The following is a 22,899-nucleotide window of genomic DNA, read 5'->3' on the forward strand; positions in this document are numbered from 1 at the left end:
CTCCGAACCCATCCGATATGTGGGAAACTACCACATTCGCTGCAACCGTCCACGCGCGGCCGAATGTCGCCCTCCCCGCACAATTCTGACGAAAACCTGACGAGCGGACGTGGTTAATCGCAGGAATCGTGCGATTTGGCCCCCACGAGGCCACCCGCTACCTTTTGTCACAAATTGCGCAACACTGTGGCGGGCTTTTTGTTCAATGCCAGCAGCGTGCCGGCGAGGCCGAGCCCCACGGTGACGATTAGGGCGGCGGCCACCACGCCGGCCGCGCTGCCGGCCTGCCAGACGAAGGTCAGCGTCATCAGCCGCGTCACGATCAGCCAGGCCGCGATGCTGCCGGCGATCACGCCGAACACCGCGGTGGCGAGGCCGATCAGGAGATATTCCAGCGCATAGGCGCCGAGCAGCCGCAGCCGCGTGGCGCCCAGCGTCTTCAGGATCACCGCGTCATAGACCCGGTGGCGATGGCCGGCGGCGAGTGCGCCGCCCAGCACCAGGATCGCCGAGATCAGGGTCACGGCGCTGGCGCCGCGGATCGCCAGCGCGAGATTGGTCACGACCGCGCCGACCGTCTCCATCACCTCGCGCACGCGCACGCTCGTCACCATCGGATAGGCGTCCGCCACCTGCTTGATGATCTGGCCGTCGCTGGTCGCATCGCCGCCGGCTTCCGTCAGCGTGGCGATGTGGGTATGCGGTGCGCCCTTGAAGGCGTTCGGCGAGAACACCAGCACGAAATTGATGCCGAGCCCCTGCCAGTCGATGGTGCGCAGATTGCCGATTTTTGCCGGGATGTCGCGGCCGAGCACGTTGACCACGATTTCGTCGCCGAGTTTCAGCCCGAGGCCGTCGGCGATCTTCTTCTCCATCGAGACCAGCGGCGGGCCGGAATAGTCGGCGCCCCACCATTCGCCCTCGACCACCTTGGAACCCTTCGGCAGCTCGCCGGTATAGGTCAGGCCGCGGTCGCTCTGCAGCACCCATTCGGAATCGGTGGTGGGCTTGAGGTCCTCGGCGCGGACGCCGCGGGCGCCGACGATGCGCCCGCGCAGCATCGGCACGTCCTCGACCTTCGCGCCCGGCGCGATCTGCCGCAGATAGTCGTCGAACGGTGCGGCCTGGGTGCTCGGAATGTCGATGAAATAGAACGCCGGCGCGCGATCGGGCAGCGCGGCGAGAAACTGCCGGCGCAGATTGCCGTCGATCTGGGTGATGGTGACGAGCACGGCGAGGCCAAGCCCGAGCGAGAGCACGACCGAGGGCGTCAGCGCGCCCGGCCGGTGGATGTTGGCGATCGCAAGCCGCAGCATGGTGAAGCGCGTGCGCGGCAGTCGGCGTGCGACGGCCATCAGCATGGCGGCGACGCCGCGCAGCACTGCGAACACGACGACGGAGGAGGCCACGAACACCGCGGCGATGCGCTTGTCGAACGACAGGCCGATCACCACCGCAACCAGCAGGGCGACGACGACGCTCATGAACACGAGATAGCTCCAGCGCGGCCGGTGCCATTCCGAGCTGATGGTGTCGCGGAACAGCGCGGCCACCGGCACGTCGTGCACGCGTCCGAGCGGCCACAGGCCGAAGGCGAGCGCGGTCAAGAGGCCGTAGACGAAGGACAGCGCGAGCTCGTCGGCATGCACCGCCGGCACCACCGGCAGCGGCAATAGTTTTCCAAACAGGCCGACGATGGCAAACGGCATCGCCGCGCCCAGCGCCAGGCCAATCACCGAGCCGATCCCGGCGAGCAGTACGACCTGCGCCAGATAAATACCGAATACGTCGCGTCCCGTGGCGCCGACGGCCTTGAAGGCTGCGATCACCTCGAGCCGGCGGTCGATATGGCTCTTCACGGCGTTGGCGACGCCGACGCCGCCGACCAGAAGCGCTGCGAGGCCGACCAGGGTCAGGAACTGCGTGAAGCGGCCGATATTGCGCTCGAGCTGTGGCGAGGCATTGGAGCGGCTGCGGACTTCCCAGCCGGCCTGCGGCGCAGCGTTGCGCGCATCCGCGATGAAGGCATCGGTGGCACGGTCGCTGTTGGCGGCGTCAGGCAGTTTGACCCGGTAGACCCAGCGCACCAGGCTGCCGGGCTGGATCAGCCCGGTGGCGCGCAGGGCCGCCTCGCTGATCAGGAAGCGCGGACCAAACCCGATGCCGCCGGCGAGCTTGTCGGGCTCGGCCTCGACGCTAGAGCGGATCTGGAAGGTCGCAGAGCCGATGGTGACGCGGTCGCCGACTTTCAGGGAGAGCCGCGCCAGCAGCGTCGGATCGGCGGCGGCACCGAACGCGCCGTCGCGCTCCGCGAGCAGATCGGTCAGCGGCAGTGGCGGCGCCAGCGTGAGTTGGCCGAGCATTGGATAGGTGTCGTCGACCGCCTTCATCTCGACCAGCGCCAGCTTGCCGTCGGCCGAGCGCGCCATGCCGCGCAAGGTCGAGGCAACGGAGACGGTGCCGCGCGAGCGCAGGAAGGCAACTTCCTCGGGCTTGGCCTCACGCTGGAACAGCACGAAGGAGACGTCGCCGCCAAGCAGCGTGCGTCCCTCCCGCGCGAGGCCGTCGCTCAGGCTCGCCGACACCGAGCCGACGCCGGCGATTGCCATCACGCCGAGCGCGATGCAGGCAATGAAGACGTAAAAGCCGCGCAGGCCCCCGCGCAATTCGCGCAGCGCATAGCGCAGCGACAGTGCGACGCCGTTCGGCTTCGCAAACGGTTCGACAGCGACGCTCATGCTTTCGTCGTCTGCGTGTCGATGCGGCCCGAGCGCAGGCGGATCACGCGATCGCAGCGATGCGCGAGCGAGGAATCATGCGTGACCAGCACCAGCGTCATGCCGCGCTCGGCGTGCTTGTTGAACAGCAGGTCGATGATCTGCTTGCCGGTCGCCTCGTCGAGATTGCCGGTCGGCTCGTCGGCGACGAGGATGGCGGGATCGGGTGCCAGCGCGCGCGCAAGCGCCACGCGTTGCTGCTCGCCGCCGGAGAGCTGCGTCGGATAATGATGCAGGCGATCGCCGAGCCCGACCGATTGCAGCTCCTCGGCTGCGCGCTTGTTGGCGTCGGGATTGCCGGCGAGCTCGAGCGGAACGGCGACGTTCTCCAGCGCCGTCATGGTCGGGATCAGATGGAAGGACTGGAAGACGATGCCGATCTGGCGGCCGCGGAAGCGGGCCAGCGCGTCCTCGTCGAGGGCATTGAAAGGCGTGCCTGACACCACCACCTCTCCGCTATCAGGACGCTCCAGCCCCGCCATCACCATCAGCAGCGTGGATTTGCCCGAGCCTGACGGGCCGATCAGGCCGATCGTCTCGCCCGAGCCGACGCGCAAGCTGATATCCTTGAGAATGTGAACGCGTGCCGCCCCGGACCCCAATGAGAGATTGACGTTGGAGATGGCGATGGTGTCCGGCGCAGTGCCGGCGAGCGAAGAGGGATAGATGCGAGTGTCCATGGTCCGGTCATATGGCAACTCCGATAGCGCGGTCGAGAGGCGTTACGGATTCTTCATGCACATAGCCGTGTTGATGCTCGCTTTGATGACGGTCGTGAACCCGGCTTGGGCAGAAACGACAAAACCGATCAAGCTTGTCGTTTTGGGCGATTCCTTGAGTGCCGGTCTCGGCCTTCCGGCCCAGGACGCGTTTCCGGCCAAGCTGCAAAAAGCCTTGCAGGCCAAAGGTATAGCCGTGGACATGATCAATGCCGGCGTGTCCGGCGACACCTCGTCCGGGGGCCGCGACCGGCTCGACTGGTCGGTGCCGGAGGGAACCGAGGGCGTCATTCTCGAGCTCGGCGCCAACGACGCGATGCGCGGCATCGATCCCGACTTGACGCGCGCGGCGCTGACCGACATCGTTCAACGTCTCAAGGCGCGCAAGATCGCCGTGATGCTGTGTGGCATGCTGGCGCCGCCGAATTTCGGCGCCGACTATGGCGCGCGCTTCAATTCGATTTATCCGGATCTGGCGAAGCAGTTCGACGTGCCGCTCTATCCATTTTTCCTCGACGGTGTCGCCGCCGATGCGAAGCTCAACCAGGCCGACGGCATTCACCCGACCGCTGAGGGCGTCGACATCGTCGTCAACAACCTGCTGCCCACGGTGGAGGCATTCCTGCGCGCGATCGGCGAGCAACGCCGTTGAAAAGCAGGCAACGCTAACCCTAACAACCAGGGTTTTCCCGGTGTAGCCTTGGGCACTCTTCGCAGAGTCACACAACTGCGATAGGAATCAGGGTACCGGTGATTCGTCACCGGCTCTAAAATTTGGATATGATCTTGCCCTGGGATCATGCCCAAGCATCGGGAGTGCGAAACGATGCCGCGTTTGTTCACTGGTCTGGAAATTCCGGCTGAAGTCAGCCAGACGCTTTCCAATTTGAGAGGCGGCCTTCCCGGCGCCCGGTGGATCGATCCCGAAAATTATCACGTCACTCTGCGTTTCATCGGCGACATCGACGGCATGTCCGCCAACGAGATCGCATCGATGCTGTTTCGCGTCGACCGCAAACCGTTCGAGGTGAAGGTGCAGGGGCTCACGAGCTTCGGCGGCCGCAAGCCGCGCGCGGTGGTCGCCACCATCGCGCCGAGCAAGCCGCTGATGGATTTGCAGGCCGAACTCGAACGCATGATGCAGCGGATCGGCCTCGATCCGGAGGGACGCAAATTCATCCCGCATGTCACGCTGGCGCGACTGTACGACGCCACCGACCGCGACGTCGCTGACTATCTCTCGATCCGCGGCTACTTCCCGAGCAAGGCATTCATGGCGGAGCGGTTCGTGCTGTTTTCCTCGCGCGCGTCCACCGGCGGCGGGCCGTATGTGGTCGAGGACGCCTACGAGCTCTGTGAATAGCAGCGCTCTCGTGCCCCGGACGCGGCGCAGCGCGTAGCGGTGCGCCGCAGAGCCGGGGCCCATCGCTCCACAATCGATGTACGAAACAGTGGGTCCCGGCTCTGCGCAGTAGCGATAGCGCGGCGGAGACGCACGTGAATGCGCTCTTGGCACGCTGCAGCGCGTCCCGGACACGAACGCATAGCGCCCCGCACCAATTCACGGCTTGCAATTTCCGCCGGTCTCTGGCGGTAAAGAGCGATGCTCTCCACCCCAAACTCCTCCTTCAGCGAAGCGTATCAGGCCCAGATCGCGTCCGGCGCGATCGAGCCCGATGCCGCGCAAGCTGAAATCGCCGAGGCCTATGCGGCGCTCGACCTGAGGCTCGCCAACTACAAGCCGCTGCGCAAGCAGGGGCTGCTCAGCCGCCTGTTCAACGGTGGCGACAAGGATGAGGCGCCGCGCGGGCTCTATGTCCATGGCGAGGTCGGCCGCGGCAAGACCATGCTGATGGATCTGTTCTTCCAGCACTCGACCGTCGAGCACAAGCGGCGCGCGCATTTCCACGAATTCATGGCGGACGTGCATGAGCGCATCTACGATTATCGCCAGGGCATCGCGCGCGGCGAGATCGCCGACGGCGACGTCATCGCGCTGACCGCGCATGCGATCTTCGAGGAAAGCTGGCTGCTCTGCTTCGACGAATTCCACGTTACCGACATTGCGGACGCAATGATCCTCGGCCGCCTGTTTGCAAAGCTGTTCGAGCTCGGCACCGTCGTGGTCGCCACCTCCAACGTTGCGCCCGACGATCTCTACAAGGGCGGCTTGAACCGCGCGCTGTTCCTGCCCTTCATCAAGCAGATCACCGATCACATGGACGTGTGGCGGCTCGATGCGCGCACCGATTTCCGGCTCGAAAAACTTCAGGGCGTGTCGATGTGGCTGACGCCGGCGGATGGCGATGCCGGCGCCGCGCTCGCCCGTGCCTGGGCGAAGATGACCGGCGGCGCCAAATGCAAGTCGCGCGACATTTCGATCAAGGGCCGCACCCTGCACGTGCCGTGCTCGGCCCATGGCGTCGCGCGCTTTACCTTCGCCGATCTCTGCGAGAAGCCGTTAGGCGCATCCGACTACCTCAGGCTGGCGCACGACTATCACACCATCCTGGTCGACCATATTCCAGTGATGGACTTCTCCCAGCGCAACGCCGCCAAGCGTTTCATCACGCTGATCGACACGCTCTATGACAATGCCGTGAAGCTGATGGCTTCCGCCGATGCCAACCCGATCTCGCTCTACCTCGCCGATGAGGGCAACGAGGCCATGGAGTTCAAGCGGACCTCGTCGCGCCTGATCGAGATGAGTTCGGAATCCTATCTGGCGCTGCCTCACGGCCGCAAGGATTCCACCGCCAGCGGCTCCACCAAGGGCCTGGTGGAGACTTAAGTCCTATTTGCCTCGGTCATTCCGGGGCGCGCGGAGCGCGAGCCCGGAATCCATTGATCAGCGCGCTGTGTTGCCCGATGGATTCCGGGCTCGTCGCTTCGCGACGCCCCGGAATGACGGGGCTGCTTGCCGGAGGCGGCGGCAAGCCCGACAATTGGGCATCCCCCGACTTGAACGGGGGAAGCGAAAGGGATAACCACCCATCAGTTTTCCCTCACGTGTCTAAAGGACAGGTTCACATGGCGCGCGACAAGATTGCTTTGATTGGCTCCGGCCAGATCGGCGGAACGCTGGCTCACCTCATCGGCCTGAAAGAACTGGGCGACGTCGTGATGTTCGACATCGCCGAGGGCGTGCCGCAGGGCAAGGCGCTCGACATCGCGCAGTCCTCGCCGGTCGACGGTTTCGATGCGCACTACACCGGTGCCAACTCCTACGAAGCCCTCGACAACGCCAAGGTCTGCATCGTCACCGCCGGCGTGCCACGCAAGCCCGGCATGAGCCGCGACGACCTCCTCTCCATCAACCTCAAGGTCATGGAGCAGGTCGGCGCCGGCATCAAGAAGTACGCCCCCGACGCGTTCGTCATCTGCATCACCAACCCGCTCGACGCCATGGTCTGGGCGCTGCAGAAGGCTTCCGGCCTGCCGCACAAGAAGGTCGTCGGCATGGCCGGCGTGCTGGATTCGTCGCGCTTCCGCTACTTCCTGGCCGACGAGTTCAACGTCTCGGTCGAAGACGTCACCGCCTTCGTGCTCGGCGGCCATGGCGACACCATGGTGCCGCTGGTGAAGTACTCCACCGTCGCCGGCATCCCGCTGCCCGACCTCGTCAAGATGGGCTGGACCTCGCAGGCGCGCCTCGACGAGATCGTCGACCGCACCCGCAACGGCGGCGCCGAGATCGTCAATCTGCTCAAGACCGGCTCGGCCTTCTACGCCCCGGCAGCCTCCGCGATCGCGATGGCCGAGAGCTATCTGCGCGACAAGAAGCGCGTGCTGGCCAGCGCCGCCTACCTCAACGGCGAATACGGCGTGAAGGACATGTATGTCGGCGTCCCCGTCGTGATCGGCGCCAAGGGCGTTGAGCGCGTCGTCGAGATCGAGCTCGCCGGCAAGGACCGCGAAGCCTTCGACAAGTCGGTCGGCGCGGTCCAGGGCCTCGTCGATGCCTGCAAGAAGATCGCCCCCGATCTCCTCGGCCGCTAAGCCTAAACAAACCCCGCCGAAGATCGAAAAACCGGTCTTCGGCGGCTTCACTTCCGGACCCCGGCTTGACCGGGACGGGTTCCGGGCAAGTCCACTCATCTCGCAGATATCGATGTCAACGAATCCGGGTTGCAGTTCCTGTGGTATATGGTATGCCAGCCACAAGACTGAGGTGGGCCCCTAGGGGGCACCGCCGGCGGGTTCAGGGAGCGACCATATGAATATCCATGAATATCAGGCCAAAGCGCTGCTGAACGAGTTCGGCGTAGCGATCTCGAAGGGCGTTCCGGTCCTGAAGGCCGCTGACGCGGAAGCTGCCGCGAAGGCCCTGCCGGGCCCGGTCTGGGTGGTGAAGAGCCAGATCCATGCGGGCGGCCGCGGCAAGGGCAAGTTCAAGGAAGCCTCGGCTGGCGACAAGGGCGGCGTCCGCATCGCCAAGTCGGCCGCTGAGGTCTCCGAATTCGCCAAGCAGATGCTCGGCGCCACCCTCGTGACGATCCAGACCGGCCCCGCCGGCAAGCAGGTCAACCGCCTCTACATCGAGGACGGCTCCGACATCGACAAGGAATTCTACCTCTCGATCCTGGTCGACCGCGAGACCTCGCGCGTCTCGTTCGTCGTCTCGACCGAAGGCGGCGTCAACATCGAGGACGTCGCGCACAACACGCCTGAGAAGATCGTGACCTTCTCGGTCGATCCCGCGACCGGCATCATGGGCCATCATGGCCGTACCGTCGCCGACGCGCTGAAGCTCTCCGGCGATCTCGCCAAGCAGGCCGAGAAGCTCACCGCGCAGCTCTACGCCGCCTTCGTCGCCAAGGACATGTCGATGCTGGAGATCAACCCGCTGGTCGTGACCAAGCAGGGCCAGCTCCGCGTGCTCGACGCAAAAGTGTCGTTCGACGACAACGCGCTGTTCCGTCACCCTGAAGTGCTCGCGCTGCGTGACGAGACCGAGGAAGACGCCAAGGAAATCGAGGCGTCCAAGTACGACCTCAACTACGTCACCCTCGATGGCAACATCGGCTGCATGGTCAACGGCGCCGGTCTCGCCATGGCGACGATGGACATCATCAAGCTCTACGGCATGGCGCCGGCGAACTTCCTCGACGTTGGCGGCAGCGCCAGCAAGGAGAAGGTCGCAGCCGCCTTCAAGATCATCACCGCCGATCCCAACGTGAAGGGCATCCTGGTCAATATCTTCGGTGGTATCATGAAGTGCGACGTGATCGCCGAGGGCGTCACGGCTGCCGTGCGCGAGGTCGGCCTCAGCGTGCCGCTGGTGGTTCGCCTCGAAGGCACCAATGTCGAGCTGGGCAAGAAGATCATCCGTGAATCCGGCCTGAACGTGGTGCCCGCCGACAATCTCGACGACGCCGCGCAGAAGATCGTGAAGGCCGTCAAGGGAGGCTAAGGCCATGACCCAGGACCATCTCGCCGCTTCATCTCCGCTTGCAGAGCACGCGCGCCTCGCCGCGTTCGCCGGCGAATGGGATGGCGAAGAGGTGGTCTTCCCGTCCCGCTGGACCGCCGGCGGGCCGGCCACCTCGCACGTCGTCGCGCGCATGGACCTCAACGGATTCTACCTGATCCAGGATGCGGTCCAGATCCGCGACGGCAAGCAGAGCTTTGCCACCCACGGCATCTTCACCTGGGACCGCGACGATCGGACCTACAAATTGTTCTGGTACGATTCACTCGGCTATACGCCGCCCTCGCCCGCTTCGGGCGGGTGGGTCGGCAAGACCCTGACGCTGGTGCGCGGCTCGCTCCGCGGCAATGCGCGCCACGTCTACGAGATCATCGACGACAATTCCTACTCGTTGAAGATCCAGTTCTCGCCGGACGCGGAAGGCTGGGCCGACGTGCTCACCGGCGTCTACCGCCGCATCCACTGATCTCTCACTCGTTAGTTTCGCGAAAGCAGACCTCATGTCCATCCTGATCGACAAGAACACAAAGGTCATCTGCCAGGGCTTTACCGGCAAGAACGGCACCTTCCATTCGGAGGCCGCGATTGCCTATGGCACCAAGATGGTCGGCGGCACCTCGCCGGGCAAAGGCGGCGCGACCCATCTGAACCTGCCGGTGTTCGACACCGTGCGCGAGGCACGTGAGAAGACCGGCGCGGATGCGTCGGTGATCTACGTGCCGCCGCCGGGCGCGGCCGATGCGATCTGCGAGGCCATCGACGCCGAGACCCCGTTGATCGTCTGCATCACCGAAGGCATTCCCGTGATCGACATGGTGCGCGTGAGGCGCTCGCTGGCCGGCTCCAAGTCGCGCCTGATCGGGCCGAACTGCCCGGGCGTCATGACCGCCGGCGAGTGCAAGATCGGCATCATGCCCGCCAACATCTTCAAGACCGGCTCTGTCGGCATCGTCTCCCGCTCCGGCACGCTCACTTACGAAGCGGTATTCCAGACCTCCCAGGAGGGCCTCGGCCAGACCACCGCGGTCGGCATCGGCGGCGACCCGGTCAAGGGCACCGAGTTCATCGACGTGCTGGAGATGTTCCTGGCCGACCCCAAGACCGAATCGATCATCATGATCGGCGAGATCGGCGGTTCCGCCGAAGAAGACGCTGCCCAGTTCCTCAAGGACGAGGCCAAGCGCGGCCGCAAGAAGCCGATGGTCGGTTTCATCGCCGGCGTCACGGCACCTCCCGGCCGCCGCATGGGCCATGCCGGTGCAATCATTTCGGGCGGCAAGGGCGACGCCGGTTCCAAGACCGACGCGATGAAATCCGCAGGGATTACAGTGTCGCCGTCGCCGGCGCGCCTCGGCCACACGCTTGCCGAAAAATTGAAGGGCTAGTTCACTCCTTCGTGCTTTTCCGGGCGAAGTTTCGCAGCAAATAGGATAAATGGTCTCTGTCGCGCTGAGCCTCTGCCGGGAGCTCAGCGCCAGCGCCGTTTGTTATGCGCGAACCAAAATCGCCAGGAACTCAAGTATGTCTCGCCAAGACGCGAACGCAGCCTTTGCCCTCTCCTCCTTTTTGCAGGGCACCAACGCCACCTACATCGACGAAATCTACGCCCGCTACGAGAAGGACCCGTCCTCGGTCGACGTCGAGTGGCAGGAGTTCTTCAAAAGCCTCAACGACCAGCCCGCTGATATCAGCAAGAACGCCCAGGGCCCGTCCTGGGAGCGCACCAACTGGCCGCTGACGCCGCAGGATGACTTGACCTCCGCCCTCGACGGCAATTGGGCGGAAGTTGAGAAGGCCATCGGCGGCAAGATCGCCGCCAAGACGCAGGCCAAGGACGGCGACAAGGGCGTCAGCATTTCGTCCGCCGAAGTGCTCCAGGCCACGCGCGACTCGGTCCGCGCGCTGATGCTGATCCGCTCCTACCGCATGCGCGGCCACTTCCACGCCAAGCTCGACCCGCTCGGCATCGAAGCCCCGCGCAATCGCGAAGAGCTCGACCCGCGCACCTACGGCTTCAGCGAAGCCGATTTCGACCGCAAGATCTTCCTCGATCACGTGCTCGGTCTCGAATACGCCTCGCTGCGCGAAATCACTGCGATCTGCGAGCGCACCTACTGTCAGACGCTCGGCGTCGAGTTCATGCACATCAGCAATGCCGCGCAGAAGGCCTGGATCCAGGAGCGCATCGAGGGTCCGGACAAGGAAATCTCGTTCACCCGCGAGGGCCGTCGCGCGATTCTGATGAAGCTGGTCGAAGCCGAAGGCTTTGAAAAATTCTGCGACACCAAGTTCACCGGCACCAAGCGTTTCGGTCTCGATGGCGGCGAATCGCTGATCCCGGCACTCGAGCAGATCATCAAGCGCGGCGGCAATCTCGGCGTGAAGGAAGTCGTGGTCGGCATGCCGCATCGCGGCCGCCTCAACGTGCTGACGCAGGTGATGGGCAAGGCGCATCGCGCCCTGTTCCACGAATTCAAGGGTGGCTCGGCCAATCCCGACGCGGTCGAAGGCTCGGGCGACGTCAAATATCACCTCGGTGCGTCCTCGGACCGCGAGTTCGACGGCAACCGCATCCATCTGTCGCTGACCGCGAACCCCTCGCATCTCGAGATCGTCGATCCCGTGGTGCTCGGAAAAGTCCGCGCCAAGCAGGACCAGCATGGCGATCCGCCGGACCAGCGCATCTCGGTGATGCCGCTGCTGATGCATGGCGACGCGGCGTTCGCGGGCCAGGGCGTGGTCGCGGAATGCTTCGGTCTGTCCGACCTGAAGGGCTACCGCACCGGCGGCTCCGTCCACTTCATCGTCAACAACCAGATCGGCTTCACCACCTATCCGCGCTACTCGCGCTCCTCGCCCTATCCGTCCGACGTGGCGAAGATGATCGACGCGCCGATCTTCCACGTGAACGGCGACGATCCGGAAGCGGTGGTGTTCGCCGCCAAGGTCGCGACCGAGTTCAGGCAGAAGTTCCACAAGCCCGTCGTCATCGACATGTGGTGCTATCGCCGCTACGGCCACAATGAGGGCGACGAACCGGCCTTCACCCAGCCGGTGATGTACAAGCGGATCGCGGCCCATCCCTCGACCCTCACGCTCTACTCCAAGCGCCTGATCGCCGAAGGCGTGGTCACCGAGGGCGAGGTCGACAAGCTGAAGGCCGACTGGCGCGTGCGACTCGATGCCGAGTTCGAGGCCGGCACCAGCTACAAGCCGAACAAGGCCGACTGGCTCGACGGCAAGTGGGCCGGCTTCAAGATCGCCGACCAGGAAGAGGATGCCCGGCGCGGCGTCACCGGTGTCGACACCGCCGTGCTCAAGGACATCGCTCGCAAGATCACCAAGGTGCCGGACGGTTTTCGCGTTCACCGCACCATCCAGCGCTTCCTCGACAACCGTGCGAAGGCGATCGACACCGGTGCCGGCATCGACTGGGCGACCGGCGAGGCGCTGGCCTTCTGCACGCTGCTCAACGAAAACCATCACGTCCGTCTGTCCGGACAGGATTCGGAACGCGGCACCTTCTCGCAGCGTCACTCGGTCCTGATCGACCAGGAGGACGAGAGCCGCTACACCCCGTTCAACCATCTCGGCCACGAGCAGGGCCATTACGAGGTCATCAACTCGCTGCTGTCGGAAGAGGCCGTGCTCGGGTTCGAATACGGCTACTCGCTCGCCGAGCCGAACACGCTGACCCTGTGGGAAGCCCAGTTCGGCGACTTCGCCAACGGCGCGCAGGTCGTGTTCGACCAGTTCATCTCCTCCGGGGAGCGCAAATGGCTGCGCATGTCCGGTCTCGTCTGCCTCTTGCCGCACGGCTATGAGGGTCAGGGACCAGAGCATTCGTCGGCGCGTCTGGAGCGTTACTTGCAGATGTGCGCGGAAGACAACATGCAGGTAGTCTATCCGACCACGCCGGCGAACTACTTCCACGTGCTGCGCCGCCAGCTGCATCGCGAGATCCGCAAGCCGCTGATCGTGATGACGCCGAAATCGCTGCTCCGTCACAAGCGCGCGGTCTCGCGCCTCGAGGAGCTCGCCAAGGATACGACCTTCCACCGCATCCTGTACGATGACGCCCAGATGCTGCCGAACGAGGCGTTCAAGCTCGTTCCGGACGACAAGATCCGCCGCATCGTGCTCTGCTCGGGCAAGGTCTATTACGACCTCTACGAGGAGCGCGAGAAGCGCGGCATCGACGACATCTATTTGATGCGCGTCGAGCAGCTCTATCCGGTGCCGCTGAAGGCGCTGGTGACCGAGCTGTCCCGCTTCAAGAAGGCCGAAGTGGTGTGGTGCCAGGAAGAGCCCCGCAACATGGGTGCCTGGCACTTCATCGAGCCTTATCTGGAATGGGTGCTGAACCAGGTGAACGGCGTGAGCCGGCGTCCGCGTTATGTCGGCCGCGCCGCTTCCGCCGCGACCGCCACTGGTCTGATGTCCAAGCATCAGGCGCAGTTGAAGGCGTTCCTGGACGAAGCACTGAGCTGAACTTTTTGAACTGCGTCATGCCCCGCCCCAGTGCGCAATCGCGCACAAGGCGGGGCATCCAGTAACCCGTGACGTCCTCGTGAATGCGATACGTCCCGGTTTGCTGGATGGCCTGCTTTTCGCCGGCCGATGGCATTCGGAATTCATGACCGCTACTCGCGATCTCCTTAAGGAAAAGACCATGACTGAAATTCGTGTGCCGACGCTCGGCGAATCCGTCACCGAGGCCACCATCGGCCGCTGGTTCAAGAAAGCCGGCGACGCCGTCGCCGTCGACGAGCCCTTGGTGGAGCTCGAGACCGACAAGGTCACCATCGAAGTCCCGGCGCCGTCTGCCGGCATGCTGAGCGAGATCATCGCCGCCGATGGCACGACCGTTGCGGTCGGCGCGCTGCTCGGCCAGATCACGGACGGTGCTGCCGGCGCCAAGCCGGCCGCTGCGCCCGCCAAGCCCGCTGCTGCTGCTCCGGCGCCCGCCGCCGCGGCTCCGGCTACTGCTCCCGCCGCGCCGAAGGCGCCGCCGGCCGATGCGCCGCTCGCGCCTTCCGTGCGAAAACTTTCCGCCGAGACCGGCATCGACGCCTCGACCGTTCCGGGCTCCGGCAAGGACGGCCGCGTCACCAAGGGCGACATGCTCGCCGCGATCGAGCGCGCGGCCTCTGCGCCGACTCCGGTCAACCAGCCCGCCGCCGCCGTGCAGATGCGCAGCCCCTCGCCGGCCGATGACGCTGCCCGCGAAGAGCGCGTCAAGATGACCCGCCTGCGCCAGACCATCGCGCGCCGCCTCAAGGACGTGCAGAACACCGCGGCCATGCTGACGACCTTCAACGAGGTCGACATGACCAACGTCATGGCGCTGCGCGCACACTACAAGGATGCGTTCGAGAAGAAGCACGGCTCGAAGCTCGGCTTCATGGGCTTCTTCACCAAGGCCGTCGTGCAGGCGCTGAAGGACATCCCGGCCGTCAACGCCGAGATCGACGGCACCGATTTGATCTACAAGAACTACTACCACATCGGCGTTGCCGTCGGCACTGACAAGGGCCTGGTCGTGCCCGTGGTGCGCGACTGCGACCACAAGTCGATCGCCGACATCGAAAAAGGCATCGCCGATTTCGGCCGCCGCGCCCGTGACGGTCAGCTCAAGATCGACGAGATGCAGGGTGGCACCTTCACCATCACCAATGGCGGCATCTATGGCTCGCTGATGTCGACCCCGATCCTGAACGCGCCGCAGTCCGGCATCTTGGGCATGCACAAGATCCAGGAGCGCCCGATGGTCGTCGGCGGCAAGATCGAGGTTCGCCCAATGATGTATCTGGCGCTGTCCTACGATCACCGCGTCATCGACGGCAAGGAAGCCGTCACCTTCCTGGTTCGCGTCAAGGAGAGCCTGGAAGATCCGGCCCGCCTGGTGCTCGATCTCTGATCCCTGATGCTTTGCGAGCGCCGTCGCCCTCTCGCGCGACGGCGCGTGTCGAACCATGGAGGCGCGTGTGACAGATAAAGTCGTTGTCATCACCGGCGGCAGCCGCGGCATTGGGCGCGCGACCGCGCTTGCGGCGGCCGCGCGCGGCTACCGCGTCGTCGTCGGCTATGCCAGCAACAAGGAGGCCGCCGCCGAGGTGGTCGCCGAGATCGCGGCCGGCAATGGCAAGGCGATTCCCGTGAAGTGCGACGTCGCCGAGGAAAGCGACATCATCGATCTGTTCAAGGAAGCCGACGAGTTCGGCACGCTTGCCGCACTCGTCAACAATGGCGGCATCGTCGGCAAGAGCGGCGTGCGTGTCGACGAGATGTCGGCCGAGCGCATCCAGCGCGTGATGGCGGTCAACGTCACCGGCTCGATCCTGTGCGCGCGCGAAGCCGTCAAGCGGATGTCGACCAAGCATGGCGGCAAGGGCGGCGTCATCGTCAATCTGTCATCGGTTGCTGCCAAGCTCGGCGCGCCGAACACCTATGTCGATTATGCCGCGTCCAAGGGTGCGATCGATTCCTTCACCATCGGCCTCGGCTATGAGGTCGCCAGCGAAGGCATTCGCGTCGCCGGTATTCGCCCAGGCCTGATCGACACCGAAATCCACGCCGCCGGCGGCGAGCCCGACCGCGCCCATCGTCTGGCCCATATGGTGCCGATGAAGCGCGTCGGCACTGCGGATGAAATTGCCAACGCGATCGTCTGGCTGATGTCGGACGATGCCTCTTACGTCACCTCAGCCATTCTCGATGTGTCCGGCGGACGCTGACACATCCTCACCACGCTAAACTTACGGGACTTTCTCTCATGGCTACCTACGATCTCGTCGTCATCGGCACCGGACCTGGCGGTTATGTCTGCGCGGTGCGCGCAAGCCAGCTCGGCATGAAAGTCGCCGTGGTCGAAAAGGACGCCACCCTCGGCGGCACCTGCCTCAATGTCGGCTGCATGCCGTCCAAGGCGCTGCTGCATGCCTCCGAGATGTTTGAGGAAGCCGGGCACTCCTTCGCCAAGATGGGCGTCAGCGTCTCCGCGCCGAAGCTCGAATTGCCGGCGATGATGAACTTCAAGCAGCAGGGCATCGACGGCAACGTCAAGGGCGTCGAGTTCCTGATGAAGAAGAACAGGGTCGACGTGCTCAAGGGCACCGGCAAGATTTTGGGCACCGGCAAGGTCGAAGTCTCCGCCGATGGCAAGTCGCAGACGATCGAGACCAAGAACATCGTGATCGCCACCGGCTCGGACATCGCGCGTCTCAAGGGCATCGAGATCGACGAGAAGCGTATCGTGTCGTCGACCGGCGCGCTGTCGCTGGAGAAGGTGCCGGGGAGATTACTGGTCATCGGCGCCGGCGTGATCGGGCTTGAGCTCGGCTCGGTGTGGCGCAGACTCGGGTCCGAAGTCATGGTCGTCGAATTCCTCGATCGCATCCTGCCCGGCATGGACGGTGAGATCGCGAAGCAGTTCCAGCGCATCCTGGAAAAGCAGGGATTTGCATTCAAGCTTGGTTCGAAGGTCACCGGCGTCGAAGTGAACAGCAAGGCACTACTTGCGAAGATCGAACCTGCTGCGGGTGGCGCGGCCGAGACCATCGAGGCTGATGTCGTGCTCGTCTGCATCGGCCGCGTGCCCTACACCGATGGGCTCGGCCTCAAGGAAGCCGGCGTTGCGCTGGACAATCGCGGTCGCGTGCAGATCGATCCGCATTTCGCCACCAGCCTGAAGGGCGTCTATGCCATCGGCGACGTCGTCGCGGGCCCCATGCTCGCGCACAAGGCCGAGGATGAAGGCGTGGCTGTTGCGGAGATCATCGCCGGGCAAGCCGGCCACGTGAACTACGACGTTATTCCAGGCGTCGTGTATACCACCCCGGAAGTGTCCTCCGTCGGCAAGACCGAGGAGGAGCTGAAGCAGGCGGGCGTCGCTTATACCGTCGGGAAGTTTCCCTTTACCGCCAACGGCCGCTCCAAGGTCAACCAGACCACCGAAGGCTTTGTGAAGATTCTCGCAGATGCGAAGACCGATCGCGTGCTCGGCGTACACATCATCGGCATCGAGGCCGGCGAAATGATCCATGAAGCCTGCGTTCTCATGGAGTTTGGCGGCAGTGCGGAAGATCTCGCCCGCACCTGCCACGCGCATCCGACCCGCTCGGAGGCCGTCAAGGAAGCCGCGCTTGCAGTCGGCAAGCGGGCCATCCATATGTAGGAGCGCGCCCAGAGCCGAATCGGGCGGGAAACATATGCTGCGCCGCCTTCTTCAACCGGTCTGGGTCCTGCTGGCGATCATCTTCCTGATCGAAGCTTGGCTGTGGGACCACCTCGAACCGATCGTCGCGCGGGTTGTCGCACGCATCCCGCTCGCGCGCGCAAAGGAATGGCTGGCGGAGCGCGTCGATGCGCTGTCGCCGGCAATGACGCTGATCGTGTTCGCCGTTCCGATCTTGCCGCTGTTTCCGCTCAAGCTGATCGGCCTGTGGCTGCTTACCCACGAATATTGGCTGACCGGCGTATCCACGTTTCTGTTCGCAAAGATGCTCGGCGTCGGCGTCACCGCCTTCCTGTTCGACGTCACCCGCGACAAGCTGCTGGAGATGCACTGGTTCGAGCGGCTCTATGAGCTGGTGCTACGGCTGCGTGCCAAGGCGACCGAGCTGGTCGAGCCGGTCAAGTGTCGCATTCGCGAGCTGATCAAAGGCAACGGCGAAGGCTGGTCCTCCCGCACGCTCCGTCTGATCCAGCGCTTTCGCAAGAGCGTGCACGAGGCGCGCTAAACTTCTCGCCACACACACTGTCATCGCCCGGCTTGACCGGGCGATCCAGTATTCCAGAGACAGCGAGATTAGAACCGGGAAGCCGCGGCGTACTGGATGCCCCGGTCCAGCCGGGGCATGACAGCGGTGCGCGTAGCGGTGCCTACCCGTGCAGATGCAACAGGTGCGGCGCCCATGCGCCGAGCACGGTCATGCCGAGTCCGGCGAGCGTCAAGAGGCCGGCGATCCAGGCGAGCGGCAGCATGCCGGTGATGATGGTGGCGGATGCCAGCACGATGCCGATCTGGAAGGCGGCCGAGGCCAGCTCGAAGTGGTGGTATTTCGCGGTTGCCTCGTCGCGTTCATGCTCGGCGTGCTTGGCCTTCTCGGCGAGCTGCTCGGTGCCTTCGCCGGTCTCGGGCTCGGAGCGGTAGCGCGCCGCGGTCTTCTGCCAATCGTCGATCTGCTTCTGCACCGCGGCCTTCATGGCGTCGTCGGTGGCGCTGCCCAGCGTCAGCTTGCCCTGGTCGGCGGCGGTCTGCACGACGGTGCGGCGGATGCTCTTGGCCTGGAAGAACGCCCAGAGATTGGAAGCCTCGACGTTCTTGCTGATGGATTCTGTCTGCGCGCCCTTGCCGAGCGTTTCCGAGATCGCCAGGAACAGCGCCAGCACCGCGATCAGGAGGGCGATCTTCCTGTTCTCGGCAGATGCGTGCTCGGCATGCTCGGCGTGCTCCATGCTTTCGTGTGCGCTCATGAGTCCCTCCTGTGTCGATTCCGCACGATTGACCGAACCGCGCGGCCTGCGCAAGAGGCATGCGGGGCAGGAGCTGGCTATGACAGCTTGATGTCAGGAATCAGCGAGCTCTTCAGCGGCTCTTTCAGCGGCTCTTCAGCGTCTTGGATGCGCGCTCGCGTAGACCTCCAGCAGCCGCTCGGAATCGATGCCGGTATAGATCTGCGTGGTCGAGAGCGAGGAATGGCCGAGCAATTCCTGGATGGCGCGCAAGTCGCCGCCGCGCGACAGCAGATGCGTCGCGAAGGAATGTCGCAGCGCATGTGGCGTAGCGCTGTCGGGTAGGCCGAGCGCGCCGCGCAGCCGCTCCATCGCGAGCTGGATGATCCGCGGGCTGAGCGGACCGCCGCGCGCGCCGACGAAGATCGGTCCCTCCGGCGGCAGCGCATGCGGGCACATCGAGACATAGTCCTGCACCAGCGCCAGCACGTTTTGCAGCACCGGCACCATGCGCGTCTTGTTGCCTTTGCCTGTTACGACGAGCACGTCGCCTTCGCCTGCCTTCGGCACCTCTCGGCGCTTCAGGCCAAGCGCCTCGGAGATGCGCAGGCCCGATCCATACAGCAAGGCCATCACGGCGGCGTCGCGCACCAGGATCCAGGTCTCGCGATCCTCGCCGGCGCGCTCGTCGGCGTCAGCCAGGCGCTTGGCCGATGCCATCGGCAGCGGCTTTGGCAAGGTTTTTGCGACCTTTGGCGCGCGGATCGCGGAGAGTGCGCCGACCTTGCCCTTGCCTTCGCGCTCGAGAAAACGGCCGAAGGAGCGCAGGCCCGCCAGCGCGCGCATCAGGGAGCGGCCGGCAATATCGTCGGCGCGACGCATCGCCATGAAGGCGCGGATGTCGGTGGCTTCCAGCGCGGCGAAGCGCTTGAGCGTCACGCGCTCGCCCCAATGGGCACAGAGAAAATCCAGGCACTGCCTGAGGTCGCGGCCATAAGCCTCCAGCGTCTTCGGCGACAGCCGCCGCTCAGCGCCGAGATGCGCCAGCCAGCGCGTCATCTCCTGCGCGATCGAGGGATCGGCGCTGGCGAGCTCGAGTGGTGGGGCGGCCGCTTTGCTCATGCGCTCTGGACGTAATGATTCCGCACAGTATATCGCATCACACCCGTTTACTGTTCGCTAAGGCCGCCCCGGGGCGTTAGCCTCAAAGCCCCCAAGGTTCCGATTCTCGGCTCATGGATCAATCGTCGCGCAGCAACGCCGCCCCCGCCAACGCGACCCTCATGGTCGACGTGCTGGTGCCGGTCGCGCTCGACCAGACCTATTCCTACAAGGTGCCGCGCGGCATGGAGCTGAAGGCCGGCGATCTCGTCGGCGTGCCGCTTGGGGCCCGCGAGGTGCTCGCCGTGGTCTGGGCGGAAAACGCCAATCCCGATCCGCGCCTGCATAACCGCCTCAAGGAGGTCAGTGAGAAGCTCGACGTTTCCCCGCTGAAGGGTGAGCTGCGCGCGGTCGTCGACTGGGTCGCCAATTACACGCTGAGCCCGCGCGGCATGGTGCTGCGCATGTGCCTGCGCATGGGCGAGAACCTCGGTCCCGAGCGGACGCGCGCCGGCGTGCGCCTGGCCGGCGATCCCCCCAAGCGGCTGACGCCGGCGCGCCAGCGCGTGATCGAGGTGCTGTCGGACCGGCTGCTGCACGGCAAATCCGAGGCCGCCAAGGAAGCCGGCGTGTCGGCCGGCGTGATCGACGGCCTGGTCGATGAAGGCACGCTCACGGTCGAGCCGATGCCGCCGCCACCACCGCCGCCGGCGCCCGATCCGGAGTTCGGCCGGCCGGATTTTTCGCCGCTACAGCGTGCCGGCGTCGATGCGATGCGCGCGCTCGCGGCCAACGGCAGCTTTCACGTCGCGCTGCTCGACGGTGTCACCGGCTCGGGCAAGACCGAGGTCTATTTCGAGGCGGTCGCGGAAACGATCCGCTGCGGCAAGCAGACGCTGATCCTGATGCCGGAGATCGCGCTCACCGGCCAGTTCCTCGACCGTTTCGCGCAACGTTTTGGCGTGCGGCCGATCGAGTGGCACTCAGAGCTGACGCCGCGCACCCGCGCACGCAATTGGGCCGCGATCTCGGAAGGCTCAGCGCCGGTCGTGGTCGGCGCGCGCTCGGCGCTGTTTCTGCCTTACGCCAATCTCGGCCTCATCGTGGTCGATGAGGAGCACGACCAGGCCTACAAGCAGGACGAGGGCGTGCATTATCACGCCCGCGACATGGCCGTGGTGCGCGCGCATATCGCCAAGATCCCGATCGTGCTGGCCTCAGCCACGCCGTCGGTCGAATCCGAGGTCAATGCGCGCAAGAACCGCTATCAGCGCGTCGCGCTGCCGTCGCGCTTCGGCGGCCAGCATATGCCGCATATCGAGGCGATCGACATGCGCCGCGAGCCGCCGGCGCGCGGCCGCTTCATCTCGCCGCGATTGGCAGGCCAGATCAGAACCGCGATCGAGAAGCGCGAGCAGGCGCTGCTGTTCCTCAATCGCCGCGGCTATGCGCCGCTGACCTTGTGCCGCGGCTGCGGCCATCGCTTCGCCTGCACCATCTGCGATGCCTGGCTGGTCGATCACCGTTTTCGCCAGCGCCTCGTTTGTCACCACTGCGGTTTCTCAATGCCGCGCCCGCAGACCTGCCCGCATTGCGCGGCGGAGGAATCGCTTGTGGCCGTCGGGCCCGGCGTCGAGCGCCTGCAGGAGGAGGCGGCCGCGCTGTTTCCGGAAGCGCGCACCATGGTGCTGTCGAGCGATCTCATCACCTCGATCGAGACGATGCGCAGCGAGCTTGCCGAGATCGCCGAGGGCCGGGTCGACATCATCATCGGCACGCAGCTCGTCGCCAAGGGCCACAATTTCCCGCGGCTCAATCTGGTCGGCGTGGTCGATGCGGATCTGGGCCTTAGCAATGGCGATCCGCGTGCGGCGGAACGCACCTGGCAATTGCTCAACCAGGTGATCGGCCGCGCCGGGCGCGAGCAGGGCCGTGGCGTCGGCTATCTCCAGACCCATCAGCCCGATCATCCCGTGATGAAGGCGCTGATCGCCTGCGACCGCGAGGCCTTCTACGACAGCGAGATCGATCTGCGCGAGCGCACGCTCTATCCGCCGTTCGGCCGGCTCGCGAGCCTGATCATTTCTGCAGGCGACCGTCCGAGCGCGGAGGGCTTGGGTCGCAGGCTCGTTGCACTGGCGCCGCGCGACGAACGCGTGGTGGTGCTGGGCCCGGCGGAAGCCCCGCTCGCCGTGATCAAGGGCCGCTATCGTTTCCGCATCCTGGTGAAATCGGCGCGCGGTTTTGATCTCTCGGATTATTTGCGCAACTGGCTCGCGGTGTGTCCGAAGCCGAAGGGCAATCAGAAGCTCGAGGTCGACGTCGATCCGCAGAGCTTTTTGTAGGGCCCCACCGCTCTCTCCACGTCATTGCGAGCGAAGCGAAGCAATCCAGAGTCCCTCCCCGGAAAGATTCTGGATTGCTTCGCTGCGCTCGCAATGACCAGCCAAACAAAAAGCCCGCGGTCCCCCAAGACCACGGGCTTGTTTCACGCGCGCATCAAACTGCTCATGTCCCTGCGGACGATGATAAAAACTGCGCGTGTGGGATGAGGCGCGTCGAACGCCGTTAGGAGACGACTTCCGCGGTGACGCGGCCGACGCCGGCACCGGTGAGGCCGATGGCGCGGGCAGCGCCGGTGGAGAGGTCGAGCACGCGGCCGCGCACGAACGGGCCACGGTCATTGATGGTGACGATGACGCTCGAGCCGCCATGGGTGACGCGCAGCTTGGTGCCGAACGGCAGCGAACGGTGCGCCGCGGTCATGGCGTTCTGGTTGAAGCGCTGGCCCGACGCGGTCCGGCTGCCGGACTCGTTGCCGTAAAACGAGGCCATGCCCGAGAAGCTGTGGCCGGTGCCCGAGGACGGCGTCATCGCCGCATTGGCGTTGCGCCAATCGGAGGTCGCGTTGGTATCGTCCTGGCGGTGATGGTGAGAGGTGCGGTGGTGATGCCTGGATTTTGCGGAAGCTTCGGTGGCAGTTCCACCGACGAGGAGAGTTGCAGCAACGAAAGCGATCGCCGTACGCGGCCGGGTCATAGTGCCCAGCGTCTTCAAAGATAGCATTTAGTGGTCCCTGCTAGTAATGCCACATATGTGGCAAGTGGAGCCCCCATCAGTTTGTGAGCGGGTTGGCGTTTCCTTTTGCAATGAGGCGTGAATTGGGCAGTAAATCCGTTCCGTGTCGCGATGAAATATCTTGTGATCTGAAACGATATTCGTTCGATGTTCCGTAATCTTTCGCTTTAACGATTCATTAACTGATCGATTACTCATGAATACTGTAAAGCGAAGCTTGTTATTCTTTAGGTTTAGAATTGGATAAGTATTCGGCGGACGATGCCGAGGCGGCCGCAGTCACGGCTCAGCGAGCTGTGTTCATGGCCGCTATGCGCTGGGGACAGGAACGAATGGG

18 protein-coding genes are annotated in these 22,899 nt (G+C 64.7%); 13 read left to right on the forward strand and 5 right to left on the reverse strand.

Going from position 1 to position 22,899, the window contains the following annotated elements; all coding sequences use genetic code 11:
- Positions 1-167: 167 nt before the first annotated feature.
- A complete protein-coding gene (locus tag ACP2YP_RS02245) occupies positions 168-2,738 on the reverse strand; it encodes an ABC transporter permease (protein WP_426422021.1) in 2,571 nt (856 codons plus the stop codon).
- Positions 2,735-3,457 carry an ABC transporter ATP-binding protein gene (locus ACP2YP_RS02250; RefSeq protein WP_426422022.1) on the reverse strand — a complete coding sequence of 241 codons (723 nt, stop codon included), beginning with the start codon at positions 3,455-3,457 and terminating at the stop codon, positions 2,735-2,737. The genes ACP2YP_RS02245 and ACP2YP_RS02250 overlap by 4 nt, the downstream gene beginning before the upstream one ends.
- 55 nt (positions 3,458-3,512) lie before the next feature.
- Between ACP2YP_RS02250 and ACP2YP_RS02255 the strand changes: the two genes are divergently transcribed.
- From ACP2YP_RS02255 to ACP2YP_RS02310, 12 genes are all read left to right on the forward strand, one after another.
- Positions 3,513-4,148 carry an arylesterase gene (locus tag ACP2YP_RS02255; protein ID WP_426422023.1) on the forward strand — a complete coding sequence of 212 codons (636 nt, stop codon included), beginning with the start codon at positions 3,513-3,515 and terminating at the stop codon, positions 4,146-4,148.
- Positions 4,149-4,322: 174 nt separating this feature from the next.
- Positions 4,323-4,859, forward strand: a complete 537-nt coding sequence (thpR, locus tag ACP2YP_RS02260) for an RNA 2',3'-cyclic phosphodiesterase (protein ID WP_426422024.1) — start codon at positions 4,323-4,325, stop codon at positions 4,857-4,859.
- Between the two features lie 240 nt (positions 4,860-5,099).
- Positions 5,100-6,287: a cell division protein ZapE gene (zapE, locus tag ACP2YP_RS02265; protein WP_426422025.1), complete on the forward strand. Its 1,188-nt coding sequence runs from the start codon at positions 5,100-5,102 to the stop codon at positions 6,285-6,287.
- 239 nt (positions 6,288-6,526) lie between these two features.
- Complete coding sequence (mdh, locus tag ACP2YP_RS02270; protein WP_148755121.1) at positions 6,527-7,495, forward strand: malate dehydrogenase; 969 nt, start codon at positions 6,527-6,529, stop codon at positions 7,493-7,495.
- A 217-nt stretch (positions 7,496-7,712) separates the two neighbouring features.
- A complete protein-coding gene (sucC, locus tag ACP2YP_RS02275; RefSeq protein ID WP_426422026.1) occupies positions 7,713-8,909 on the forward strand; it encodes an ADP-forming succinate--CoA ligase subunit beta in 1,197 nt (398 codons plus the stop codon).
- Between the two features lie 4 nt (positions 8,910-8,913).
- On the forward strand, positions 8,914-9,393 hold the full coding sequence (locus ACP2YP_RS02280) for a DUF1579 family protein (protein ID WP_426422027.1): 480 nt from the start codon (positions 8,914-8,916) through the stop codon (positions 9,391-9,393).
- Positions 9,394-9,427: 34 nt separating this feature from the next.
- Positions 9,428-10,312, forward strand: a complete 885-nt coding sequence (gene sucD / locus ACP2YP_RS02285) for a succinate--CoA ligase subunit alpha (RefSeq protein WP_426422028.1) — start codon at positions 9,428-9,430, stop codon at positions 10,310-10,312.
- Positions 10,313-10,448: 136 nt separating this feature from the next.
- The gene (locus ACP2YP_RS02290) at positions 10,449-13,418 is read left to right on the forward strand and encodes a 2-oxoglutarate dehydrogenase E1 component (protein ID WP_426422029.1); all 2,970 of its coding nucleotides are present in this window, start codon (positions 10,449-10,451) and stop codon (positions 13,416-13,418) included.
- Between the two features lie 181 nt (positions 13,419-13,599).
- On the forward strand, positions 13,600-14,847 hold the full coding sequence (odhB, locus tag ACP2YP_RS02295; RefSeq protein ID WP_426422030.1) for a 2-oxoglutarate dehydrogenase complex dihydrolipoyllysine-residue succinyltransferase: 1,248 nt from the start codon (positions 13,600-13,602) through the stop codon (positions 14,845-14,847).
- A 55-nt stretch (positions 14,848-14,902) separates the two neighbouring features.
- Positions 14,903-15,664, forward strand: a complete 762-nt coding sequence (locus tag ACP2YP_RS02300; protein WP_426422031.1) for an SDR family oxidoreductase — start codon at positions 14,903-14,905, stop codon at positions 15,662-15,664.
- A 38-nt stretch (positions 15,665-15,702) separates the two neighbouring features.
- Positions 15,703-17,103 (forward strand): dihydrolipoyl dehydrogenase, encoded by a 1,401-nt coding sequence (gene lpdA, locus ACP2YP_RS02305; protein WP_426422032.1) that lies wholly within the window; start codon positions 15,703-15,705, stop codon positions 17,101-17,103.
- A 34-nt stretch (positions 17,104-17,137) separates the two neighbouring features.
- Positions 17,138-17,668: a hypothetical protein gene (locus ACP2YP_RS02310; protein WP_426422033.1), complete on the forward strand. Its 531-nt coding sequence runs from the start codon at positions 17,138-17,140 to the stop codon at positions 17,666-17,668.
- Between the two features lie 142 nt (positions 17,669-17,810).
- On the opposite strand, the gene ACP2YP_RS02315 is transcribed toward ACP2YP_RS02310, so the two are convergent.
- On the reverse strand, positions 17,811-18,404 hold the full coding sequence (locus ACP2YP_RS02315) for a DUF4337 domain-containing protein (protein WP_426422034.1): 594 nt from the start codon (positions 18,402-18,404) through the stop codon (positions 17,811-17,813).
- Positions 18,405-18,539: 135 nt separating this feature from the next.
- Positions 18,540-19,505 carry a tyrosine recombinase XerC gene (locus tag ACP2YP_RS02320; protein WP_426422035.1) on the reverse strand — a complete coding sequence of 322 codons (966 nt, stop codon included), beginning with the start codon at positions 19,503-19,505 and terminating at the stop codon, positions 18,540-18,542.
- 113 nt (positions 19,506-19,618) lie between these two features.
- On the opposite strand from ACP2YP_RS02320, the gene ACP2YP_RS02325 reads away from it, so the two are divergent.
- Entirely contained in the window at positions 19,619-21,829 is a 2,211-nt protein-coding gene (locus tag ACP2YP_RS02325) for a primosomal protein N' (RefSeq protein WP_426422036.1), read from the forward strand.
- Positions 21,830-22,052: 223 nt separating this feature from the next.
- Here ACP2YP_RS02325 and ACP2YP_RS02330 read toward each other — a convergent pair whose 3' ends face one another.
- Positions 22,053-22,550 carry a septal ring lytic transglycosylase RlpA family protein gene (locus ACP2YP_RS02330; protein ID WP_426422037.1) on the reverse strand — a complete coding sequence of 166 codons (498 nt, stop codon included), beginning with the start codon at positions 22,548-22,550 and terminating at the stop codon, positions 22,053-22,055.
- Between the last annotated feature and the right edge of the window lie 349 nt (positions 22,551-22,899).

This window comes from Bradyrhizobium genosp. A, assembly GCF_049949275.1.
In the GTDB taxonomy this organism is placed as follows: Bacteria; Pseudomonadota; Alphaproteobacteria; order Rhizobiales; family Xanthobacteraceae; genus Bradyrhizobium.